The sequence below is a fragment of the Nocardia sp. NPDC003345 genome (assembly GCF_053589395.1).
The window spans coordinates 1-9958 of sequence record NZ_JBSFRU010000242.1; the positions used below are offsets into that span (position 1 = coordinate 1).

At 70.7% G+C, this 9958-nt stretch carries 8 protein-coding genes and 1 pseudogene; 3 read left to right on the forward strand and 6 right to left on the reverse strand.

The window, feature by feature from the left end:
• Positions 1–540: 540 nt before the first annotated feature.
• The 4 genes from egtD to egtA all read right to left on the reverse strand — a co-directional run bounded on the left by egtD (position 541) and on the right by egtA (position 5114).
• On the reverse strand, positions 541–1512 hold the full coding sequence (egtD, locus tag ACWDU1_RS23005; protein ID WP_450001406.1) for an L-histidine N(alpha)-methyltransferase: 972 nt from the start codon (positions 1510–1512) through the stop codon (positions 541–543).
• Entirely contained in the window at positions 1509–2339 is an 831-nt protein-coding gene (gene egtC / locus ACWDU1_RS23010; protein WP_450001408.1) for an ergothioneine biosynthesis protein EgtC, read from the reverse strand. Before egtC ends, egtD begins: the two co-directional genes overlap by 4 nt.
• A complete protein-coding gene (gene egtB, locus ACWDU1_RS23015; protein ID WP_450001420.1) occupies positions 2339–3673 on the reverse strand; it encodes an ergothioneine biosynthesis protein EgtB in 1335 nt (444 codons plus the stop codon). Before egtB ends, egtC begins: the two co-directional genes overlap by 1 nt.
• A 67-nt stretch (positions 3674–3740) precedes the next feature.
• Positions 3741–5114 (reverse strand): ergothioneine biosynthesis glutamate--cysteine ligase EgtA, encoded by a 1374-nt coding sequence (gene egtA, locus ACWDU1_RS23020; protein WP_450001410.1) that lies wholly within the window; start codon positions 5112–5114, stop codon positions 3741–3743.
• 252 nt (positions 5115–5366) lie between these two features.
• Here egtA and ACWDU1_RS23025 point away from each other — a divergent pair, with 252 nt between their 5' ends.
• Positions 5367–6539 (forward strand): aminotransferase class V-fold PLP-dependent enzyme, encoded by a 1173-nt coding sequence (locus ACWDU1_RS23025; protein WP_450001413.1) that lies wholly within the window; start codon positions 5367–5369, stop codon positions 6537–6539.
• Positions 6540–6618: 79 nt separating this feature from the next.
• Here the strand turns inward: ACWDU1_RS23025 and ACWDU1_RS23030 are convergent, their stop codons facing one another.
• Entirely contained in the window at positions 6619–7419 is an 801-nt protein-coding gene (locus ACWDU1_RS23030; RefSeq protein ID WP_450001415.1) for a hypothetical protein, read from the reverse strand.
• A 96-nt stretch (positions 7420–7515) separates the two neighbouring features.
• The gene (locus tag ACWDU1_RS23035) at positions 7516–8052 is read right to left on the reverse strand and encodes a lipoprotein LpqH (RefSeq protein WP_450001416.1); all 537 of its coding nucleotides are present in this window, start codon (positions 8050–8052) and stop codon (positions 7516–7518) included.
• A 132-nt stretch (positions 8053–8184) separates the two neighbouring features.
• Here ACWDU1_RS23035 and ACWDU1_RS23040 point away from each other — a divergent pair, with 132 nt between their 5' ends.
• Both ACWDU1_RS23040 and ACWDU1_RS23045 read left to right on the forward strand, forming a co-directional pair.
• Positions 8185–9534, forward strand: a complete 1350-nt coding sequence (locus ACWDU1_RS23040; protein WP_450001418.1) for a hypothetical protein — start codon at positions 8185–8187, stop codon at positions 9532–9534.
• A pseudogene (locus ACWDU1_RS23045) lies at positions 9534–9958 on the forward strand (hypothetical protein); the annotation flags it as partial. The gene ACWDU1_RS23040 and the pseudogene ACWDU1_RS23045, both read left to right, overlap by 1 nt.

Consider the following 9958-nt stretch of genomic DNA (forward strand, 5'->3'; position numbering starts at 1 on the left):
GAGGCGGCGCAGCCGCGAGTCTCGAGCGCTGACAGCAGACGCTCAGGGGGCCGAACCCCGCGCGCGCCAGCGCGCCAATAAACACAGAACCTTGGCGGGCGGGGTCACCTTCTCACCTTGGCGGGCGGGGTCACCTTCTCACCTTGGCGGGCGGGGTCACCTTCATACCTTGACGAGAAAAGGTCACCTCCCCACCTCCGCGGGCGGGGTCACCTCCTCACCTTCGCGAGCAGGGCCTCCTGTCCAGGCCCGCATGTGGCCCCACCTTCTCACCTTGGCGGGCAAGTCACCTCCCTCACCTTCGCGAGCGAGGTCACCTCCTTACTTTGGCGGGCAGGGCCACCTGTCCAGGTCCGCACGGGTCACCTCCCTCGCCTTGGCGAGTAAGGTCACCTACTCCCCTCCGCGGGCAGAGTCACCTCCCCACCTCCACCAGCAAGCCAACCACCCGTCTCCGCCCGCAGGGTCACCTACTCACTTTGACGAGCAGGTCACCTTCTCGCTTCGGCGGTCAAAGCCACCACCCAACCCCACCCCAACTCAAACCCGAGCCGCCAGAACCAACGCGAACCGATCGTCGGGATCGGTCCAAGCGTGCTCCAGCACGAATCCCGCCCCCCTGAGTTCTTCGCCCAGACCCTCCAGCCGGAATTTCGCCGAGATCTCGGTACGCAGTTGCTCGCCTCGGGCGAAGCCCACTGTGAGCCCGAGGTCGGTGACGGTGACGGTGGTGTCCACGGTGGACTCCAGCCGCATTTCGATCCATTCGTTGTCCGGGTCCCAGTGCGCGATGTGGCGGAAGGCTTCGGGGTCGAAGTTCGCGCGTAGCCGGGAATTGAGGACTCGCAGCACATTCCGGTTGAACTCCGCGGTGACTCCGGCCGCGTCGTCGTAGGCGGGGACGACTATCGCCGGATCCACCACCAGTCCCACGCCCAGCAGCAGTTGTTCGCCCGGTTCGAGCACATCGTGGATCCCGCCGAGGAATTCGGCGCGTTCGGCGGGCACCATATTGCCGAGTGTGCCGCCCAGGAAGGCGATCATGCGGCGGCCGCCGCGCGGGAGTGTCGCCAGGGTGTCGGTGAAATCGCTGACCACGCCGTGTACCGCGAGCCCGGGGAATTCCGCCGCCACCTCGGCTGCCGACGCGCGCAGTGCGGACGACGAGACATCCTGTGGTACATAGGTTTTGAGCGGTCCTTCGCCGGTGAGTGCGGTGAGCAGGATGCGGGTCTTGGCCGCCGAACCCGAGCCGAGTTCGACCAGCACCTCGGCTTTCGCGGTGCGTGCGATGGCGCCGGCGACGCTTTCCAGCAGGGCTCGTTCGGTGCGGGTCGGGTAGTACTCGGGCAGGGCGGTGATCTGTTCGAACAATTCACTGCCGCGGGCATCGTAGAACCATTTCGGCGGCAGCCATTTCGGGCTGTCGGTGAGGCCGCGCCGGGCGTCGGCGCGCAGTGCCGCGGTGAGGTCGGCGTCGGTGAGATGGACTTCTACGATGGGTTCGGTCATCGAGTCAGGCTTTCGGTCGCGGGGGATTCGGCCATTTCCAGGGATTCGATACGCAGGGCGCCGGGCCGGGCGTGCACCAGGCTGCGGTCGGGCAGCGCCTGCCACCGTGGATCGTCGTCGTAGGGTTCGGACGCCAGGATCGCGAATTCGTCGGTGATCAGTGCGGACAGCGAGTGGTAGCAGGTGGTTGCCCACAGCGCTTCGCCGTTGCCGAGCAGCAGATTGACCCGGGCGTCCGGCGCGTGGTGCAGCACCGTCGTGGTCAGCAGGCGTAGCGCGGTGCCGGGGGTTTCGGCGAGTCCGGCGGGCGGGTCGGGATCGAGCAGGCGGCGCAGCAGTACCCACAGCGCGGCCGAATCGGTCGGCGCCTCGGCCTCGAGCAGATGGCTGGTCTCGTAGCGGCGGGTCAGCCCCGCGCGGGTCGCGGCGACATCGAGATCCGACAGCACCGCGGTGAGAACCGTCCGCCACCGCGGGACCACCCCGTTGTGGCTGAATGCCCAGCGATCCCACAGCAGCGGCGCGCAGGCGGAGCGGTCCAGCGGCATGCCGACCGTGGCCGAGCGCACCGCGGCTAGCACGGCATGCGAGGTCAGTTGTGGCAGTACCTCTTCCACCGCCGGATCGGTCCAGATCGGATCGGCGTTGCGGTAGCGGGTCACCCGCTCGCCGGCCCACCACGCCACCCCGAATCCGTCGGCGTTGATGGTTCCGCCGCCGCGCATATCCCGGGGCGCCCACGACTGGGTGCGCAGCGAATGCGGGCCGCGCAGTACCAGTTCACCCACCGGTGCCGCGGGACCCACGTAGCCGAGGTGCCGGCACATCACGCCTCTTCCGGGGCCGGGGTGCGGGCCAGCCGGAAACCCGAGAAGATCTGCCGGCGGATCGGATGATCCCAGTTGCGGAAGGTGCCGCGACAGGCCACCGGGTCGGTTCCGAACGATCCGCCGCGCAGCACCCGGTAGTCGCCGCCGAAGAAGACCTCCGAATACTCCCGGTACGGGAATGCCCGGAACGAGGGATATGGATGGAATCCCGAAGACGTCCACTCCCAGACATCGCCGATGAGCTGATGCACTCCGGCCGGTGAGGCCCCCGCCGGATACGCGCCGACGTCGGCGGGTTCCAGATGCCGCTGCCCGAGATTGGCCGTCGAGGGGCCGGGCTCGGTATCTCCCCACGGGTAGGCGCGGGTGCGGCCGGTGCCGGGGTCGAAGCGGGCCGCCTTCTCCCATTCGGCCTCGGTGGGCAGTCGTTTACCGGCCCAGTTCGCGTACGCCTCGGCCTCGAACCAGCACACGTGCACCACCGGCTGTTGCGGGCGCAACGGCCGCCCGACGCCGAATACCCGGCGCCACCACTGCCCGTCGGAATCGCGCTCCCAGAACTGCGGCGCGGTGAGCCCGGCCTCCTGCCGGTGCGACCAGCCGTGCGCCGACCACAGCTCGCGCCGGTCGTAGCCGCCGTCCTCGACGAAGGCCAGATACTGCGCGTTGCTCACCGGGGCGGCGTCGATCGCGAAGGCCGCGACCTCGACCGGGTGTGCGGGACGTTCGTTGTCGAGGGCCCACGGGTCGGTGGAGGTACCCATCACGAATTCGCCCGCCGGGATGACGACCTCACCGCGGACGGCGGTGGCCGCGGCCGGCGGCGGCGGGGCCGACAGCACCGGTGCCCCGGTCCGCAGCTGATGGGTGGCGAGCATGGTCTCGTCGTGCTGCTGTTCGTGCTGGGCGATCATGCCGAAGGCGAAACCGCCGGTGACCAGCTCGTCGCCGTGTAGAGGAGTGCGTTCCAGCACGTCCCACACCTTCTCGCGGACCGTGCCGACGTAGCCGCGGGCTCCGCGCGGATCGAGCAGCGGCAGGGCCGGTCGGTCGGAGCGGGCGTGCTTGAACGCGTCGTAGAGTTCGTCGATATCGGCCCGGACCGCCTCCCGGCCGCCGACATCACGTACCAGCCACAATTCCTCCTGGTTGCCGATATGGGCGAGATCCCAGACCAGCGGGCTCATGAGCGGGGAATGCTGGGCCGCGAGTTCGGCCTCGTCCAGGCATTCGGTGAGGGCGAGGGTGCGCTGCCTGGCCCGGGTCAGGGTGGCGGCGATGGTGTCGCGTAGCCGTTCGGTCTCGGTTCGGTCGGCGTTCGGATGGGCGATGGTCACGATGCTGCTCCACTCGACGGCGTGTTCTCGGTGCGGTGGTCGCGATGGTGGGTGTGTGCGGTCATTCGCTGCCTCCGGGCGGTGATCCGGCGGCGCAGCGGCGCACCGCTGCGGGCAGGCGGGGGTCGGAGGTCCGATCGTGCGCGGCGGCGGCCTCGAGTACCGAAACGGCCGCGGCTCGCAGTTCCGGATCGGCCAGGCCGTGACGGGCCGCGTCGTGCCAGCGGTCCGCGGTGGCCGATCCGGCCGCGATGGTGTCGGCCACGGCCGCCGGGGTGGACAGCAGGGCATCTATCACCGTGATCGGCACCGCCCAGTCCCCGCCGGGCTGGGCATCGAGGTAGCGGACCTCGAAATGGCCGCCGGGGCGTACGGGCGGGAACAGGGTGGTGAGGTGGTAGTCCAGATCGCCGATATCGGGGCGGCGGCCGACGGCTTCGTCCAGGGCACCGGACAGCCAGTCGGCGAACGTGGCCTCCGGCGGCGCCGACCAGTTGCCGCCGCCGTCGGCCTCGTGCCGCCGTACACACAGCAGCGGGGCGTCCAGGGCCCAGCGGGCGTATCCGGCGACCGGATCGGCCCAGTCGGTGACCGGCGGGCAGGCGCGGGCGGGGTCCAGGTGCAGCCAGGTGCGCATTCGCTGCGAGGCCCACTGCCCGTCCGGCGCACCACGCAGTACCGGCGAGCAGGCGAAGGCCGCGACCAGGGCCGGCCCGGCGGCGTGCAGGGCCGTCCAGCGGGCGGCGAGTTCGGCCTCGTCGGCCCCGGCATCCACACTGACCTGCACGGCCGCGGTATTGCTCATCATGAGCCTGCCGAACGGGCCGATCCGGGCGAAGTAGTCCTCCATGGCCCGGTAACGCGGCAGCGGCAATTGGCATCGTGGATTCCGGGCGGGGTCGGCCGCGGCCGCGACCATCCGGATGGACCGGTCCGACAGCAGGCCGGCCAGCCGGTGCCGGTCGGTTTCCAGCCGGGCACACAGCTCGGTGACGTCGGTGACGGCGGCGCTGGAGAGTTCGATCTGACCGCCGGGTTCGACGGTGACCCGGCTACCGCCGGGAAGGGGGAGAGCGGGGGAATCCGGTGCGATCGACCGGGGCGCGTGGGCGCCGAGTGCCTGCGCGAGCAGGTCTGTGGTGGGGCGGCGTCCGGCGAATGCGGAATCGCGCTGCGGGCCGCCGGGGGATTGCGGCGGGCTACCGCCGGCCGGGCGCCGGGAAGCGGCGGCGGGGGATTGCGGTGCGGTGGTGCGCGCGGCGCGGCCGCCGGCGTCGCAGACCGTGAACCATTCGAGCTCGGCACCGACCAGCGTCGGCGGTCCGAGCTTGAAACAGACCCCGCCGAGATAGGCCTCGGCGGCCGCGCGGCTGGTCAGAGCCGGGTGTGGGTGTGAATCGCTGGTCCAGTCCGGGTGTTCGAGGGTGACCGCCATAGCAACCTCCATGCGGCTTCTCGCTTGTTGATCTCGCGTATCCGGTCGCCGGTACTGCAGGGCTCGTCTTCGATTGTCGGCGGAATGCCGACCGGGCCCGGGACCGAACCGGGCGCGGTGGCGGCCACGGGTGCGGCGCGCGTGAAATCCAGAGTAGCGACGGGGGCGGACACATTTTCGGCGCGAACGGGTCACGGATCCGGCACCCGCCGCGGATGCCCGCGACGACCGGCAGCGCATAGGGTCGAGGTCATGGTGGATGATCAGCGAGTACGTGAAGATACCCCCGGCGTCGGCGCCGGATCGGTGTTCCTCGACAGTGCGGGATCCTCCCTTCCACCGCGGATCGTGACCGAGACCGTGATCACACATCTGCGCCGTGAGGCGGAGATCGGCGGATACCGGGCCGCGAACGAGCGGCTGGAGGAACTGGCCGGGGTCAAGGACGCGATCGCGGCGCTGCTCGGCACCACACCGGGGACCATCGCCCTCAGCGACAGCGCGACCCGCGCGTGGACCGATTTCTTCTACGCGATCCCGCTGCGCCCCGGTGATCGCATCCTGATCTCCGGCGCCGACTACGCCAGCAACGCCGTCGCGGCCCTGCAGCGGGCCCGCGCCACCGGCGCGCGGGTGGAATCGATCCCCGGCGACGAATGGGGCCGGATCGACCTCGACGCCCTGACCGCGATGATGGACGAGCGGGTCCGGCTGGTGTCGCTGCTGCATGTGCCCACCAACGGGGGCCTGGTGAATCCGGTCGCCGCGGCCGCGCGGATCGCGCGCGCGGCCGGGGCCGTGGTGGTGCTCGATGCCTGCCAATCGGCCGGCCAGCTACCGCTGAATGTGGCCGAACTCGGGGTGGACGCGCTGTCGGCCACCGGTCGAAAATGGCTGCGCGGTCCCCGGGGCACCGGTTTTCTGTACGTGCGGCCCGAACTGGTGAACACGCTGGAACCGTCCCGGGTCGATCTGCTGAGCGCCCAGTGGACCGGGCCGCAGGAATACCGGCTCGCCACCGACGCCACCCGGTTCGAGTTCTGGGAGCACGATGTGGCGGCCCGTCTCGGGCTCGGCGCGGCGGTGCGGTACCTTCTCGATCTCGGCCCGGACGAGGTCTACGCCGCGATCGCCGAGCGCGCCGGATATCTGCGGGGCGCGCTGGGTGAGCTGCCCGGGGTCACCGTGCGCGATCTCGGGGTCGAGCACAGTGGGATCGTATCCTTCACGGTGGACGGCCTGGAATCGGTCGAGGTCCGGGACCGGTTGCTGGGCGAGGACATCACGGTGAGCGTGAGCCACCGTGGCTCGACCCTGCTCGATATGTCGGCCCGTGGACTGGATTCGCTGGTGCGGGCCTCACCGCACTATTTCGTGAGCCGTGACGAGCTCGACCGCTTCGTCGCTGCCGTCGCCGTCCTGTGATCGCCCGCGCGGTCGGCCGGACCCGGCGCCCGGGCACGCGAATGGGCCCGTCCCCACGGGACGGGCCCATCCGCGCCGGTCAGGCGTTGACCGGGATGCTCAGCACCACCTCTCGTTCGTTCTCGGGCAGATAGTGGGTGGTGACGATCCGGCCGACCTGCACATTGCCGATCGCGGCCGGGGGCAGGAATTTCTCCGAGGTGGTGGTGAAGGTGCTGCCGTCGGGCCGGGTGACGGCCAGGCCCACGTTCACCAGGGAATGCCCGCCGCGGATCTCGCCCGGCACGGTCAGTGACTGCACCACCGCCTGCGCGGTGATGCCGCGGGCGGCGATATCGATCTTCTCGCGGGTCGTGAACCCTTTGCGGATCATCGATTCGTTCATCACCCGCTGAGCCGCGGCACTGTCGCCGGAGAGGTCCAGTTGCACGATCCCGGGCCGGTCCGGCCGATACCGCACCGGCAGCACCACACCCGGAGTGAGCAGCGCCAGCTCGGTCAGTGGCACGATCGTTTTCGCGGTCGCGTCGAAGATCTTGCCGTCGGCCCCTTCGACGCTGAACTCGATCCGGATCTGCGGCTGGTCGTTGAGGGTTACGCCGGTGTGCCCGAAGGATTTCACCGTGCCCAGCCCCAGGGGCGCGTCGCGGAACTCGCCGGTGTTGTGTCCGGTGAGGGCGGTGACGATCCCGCTTCCGGTGAACGCGAAGGTCGTGACCACCAGCGTGACGGCGATGATCGGCAGTGCCAGGAACCCGTTGAGCCAGGCGAGATAGGAGGGTTCCCAGCGGCCGGGCTCGTAGGTGAGCCCGTGCCAGAGGTAGGCGCCGGCCGCGAGAGCGGCGAAGACGAGGGCGAGGGTGCGCAGGGTGCGAATCATGGTTTCTCCTGTGAGTGGTGGTCCGGATACCTGGCCACCGTGTCGCCCGGGCCGGTGGGCCGGGCGACACGGAGCCGGAAACCCGGGCCCGGTGGATCAGCCGCCGACGATGTCGGAGCAGGCGAAGGTGATCTCGAAGGTCGCCGTGGACGGTCCGGCCATCGGGTTGGACATATCGGGAGCACCGACGCCCTCACCGGTGACGGTGTAGGTGTCGCCGTCCCTGCTGACCTTCGCCGAGCCGCCCGGCTGCCCGTTGCCGTAACCGACGGCGTACGGCATCCCGGCGGAGCCGCCCTGGCTGCCGGCGATACCGACCGCCTGGACGGTGGTGTCGTCGAGGATGCTGGCGCTCACGCTCAACTGGCCGTACTTGCTGTTGTCGGTATCGGTCAGCGCGAGCGCGAGGGTGTTGCCCTGTTTCGCGCAGGTGGTCTCGAAATCGGCATCCAACGCCGCACCGTCCACGAGGGCGGCCGAGGAGCCGCCGGCCGGGGCGGTCTGGGTGGCGGCCGGGGTGCCCGGTGCCGGGGCGGCCGGAGCGCTCGCGGGATCGTCGCCGCAGGCGGAGACCAGCAGGGCCGCGGAGGCGGCGACGGTGACGGCGGCGATGCGGAAGAGCTTGGCGTTCATGGTGTTTCCTGTTCTCTCGGTGGTGCGGGCCCGGTGTCCGGGGCCGTTGCGAGAAAAGTACGAACCGCGCGCCGCCTACCGATCTCGAGTTTTGTCTCGGCACCCCCGCTCGTACTCCGATAACCTGGGCATATGCGACGACCGCGGGCCATGGTGCTCGATGAGGTATGGCGCGGTCTCGAGGGTGTCGAGGCGTTGAGCGGCCCGCACGGCGGTCCGCTGCGCCGGACCGTGAAGGCGATCCTCGACCCGTTGGTCATCCGGCCGGTCCGGTACCCGGCCTGCGGTGGCGCGATCCTCACCGACGACGGCGCCACCCTGCTGGCCGCCCGGGTACACGCCCATGCCGACGCGTTACGCGCGACCGCGGCCTGGTTCACCTTGCTCAAACAGACCCGGCGCCGGTTGCGGATCACCGAGGGCAACGCCCAAGATCTCTATTTCCAGCGGTGTTTCGAACTCGCCGCGACCCGTGGCCACCCGGACCCGGCCCGCGACCGGTTGCGGGCCGAGGCGGTGCTGCGCGAGATCCACGGCTTCGCGGCCGGGCGCACCACCCAGGCGTTGCGGGACCATCTCACCGATCCGGTGCGGGCCGCGGAACTGGCGGATCTGCTCGGCAAGGCATGGCGCCGCCGACCGGCCCCGCCCGCGGTGCCCATGCCGCGTACCGACGGGCCGCGGCGGCTGCTCGAGCACGCCGTAGCGACTCGTACCGGCTCCGATTCCGGCGCCGGTAGCCGGCTGCTGCGCGAGCTCGCCGCCGCCAACGCGGGTACGCATTCCGGTATCGAAATGTGGCGCGAACCGGGCGCCGCCTACGACGCGAACATGTTCGGCCTGACCGGATATCCGGCTCCGCGCCGGCCCGAACTGGGCGCGTCGGCATCCACCGCGGGCCTGGGCGCGCCCTTCGACCGCACGGTCTGCGAACGGGTGTTCACGGTGCTGCAGGTCTCGACCGAACGCGGTGAGCTGCCCCCGATCCCGGACCTGGTCACCACCGAGATCGCCCGCAGTTGCGCCCCGTGGGCCCTGCTCGGCGAATCGCTGCGGGTGGTCGCGACGACGGGGGTGGAACTCGCGCTCGGGCTGGCGCCGATCGGTGGTCCGGCCACCGAGCCGGACCCGGGGGCGCAGGCCCACCGGGTGGTCAACAGCCGCTGGCAGCGCGAGGCCTACGTACTGCAGGCGCGCCGGCTCGCGGTGCGGCCGGTAGCCGCGGATTCGCATCCGCTGGGCGATATCGCCGCCGAACTGCGCACCCCGTGGCGGCCGTATCTGCGGCGGCTGTGGGTCCGGTTGCACGGCCGGGATGTGCGTGAACTGCCGGTCACCGATCCCGGGGAACTGTGGGATCTACTCGACGGCGTGGCGCGCTCGGTGGTGCTGGACCACCGGGCCAAGGTGCGGAAGGTGCTGAGCGCACGGGCCGAGGCGGCCGAGGCGGAACCCGAATCGGCCGAACCGCGGGCCGTGTGATGGCCGGGACCGTCGTGGTCCGCCGGATCCGGCCGGACCTGTGGACCATCGCCCCGGCCGGCGCGCCGCTGACCACCGACGCCGATCCCGGCGTGGACACCGCGGTGCTCGAGGTGCTCGGTGGGCATCTGAGCTGGAGTGTGCCCGCCGAGTACTGGGTGCCGGCCGCCACGCTGCACGATCCGGATACCGCCCAGGCATGGCTGTGGGCCGTCTACGGTGCCGGGATCGCGGTCGCCGTGGACGAATACACCGAACCGGTGGAACTACCGGTACGTCCCGAACGCCCGGAACTCGCCGCGGCGGTGCGGCGGCTCGGGTACGCGCACTGGGCGTCCCGCTGGTGGCCCGCTTCGGCCGTGGACGGTATCGCCGCGCTGGATCCGGGGTTGCTCGCACGCGAGATCAACGAACTGACCGCCCT

Excerpts from the sequence above, each read along its gene's own strand:
- ACWDU1_RS23035 (WP_450001416.1), bottom strand. The coding sequence starts at position 8,052 with ATGAACGCCAAGCTCTTCCGCATCGCCGCCGTCACCGTCGCCGCCTCC.
- egtC (WP_450001408.1), bottom strand. The coding sequence starts at position 2,339 with ATGTGCCGGCACCTCGGCTACGTGGGTCCCGCGGCACCGGTGGGTGAA.
- ACWDU1_RS23030 (WP_450001415.1), bottom strand. The coding sequence starts at position 7,419 with ATGATTCGCACCCTGCGCACCCTCGCCCTCGTCTTCGCCGCTCTCGCG.
- egtD (WP_450001406.1), bottom strand. The coding sequence starts at position 1,512 with ATGACCGAACCCATCGTAGAAGTCCATCTCACCGACGCCGACCTCACC.
- egtA (WP_450001410.1), bottom strand. The coding sequence starts at position 5,114 with ATGGCGGTCACCCTCGAACACCCGGACTGGACCAGCGATTCACACCCA.
- ACWDU1_RS23040 (WP_450001418.1), top strand. The coding sequence starts at position 8,185 with ATGCGACGACCGCGGGCCATGGTGCTCGATGAGGTATGGCGCGGTCTC.
- ACWDU1_RS23025 (WP_450001413.1), top strand. The coding sequence starts at position 5,367 with ATGGTGGATGATCAGCGAGTACGTGAAGATACCCCCGGCGTCGGCGCC.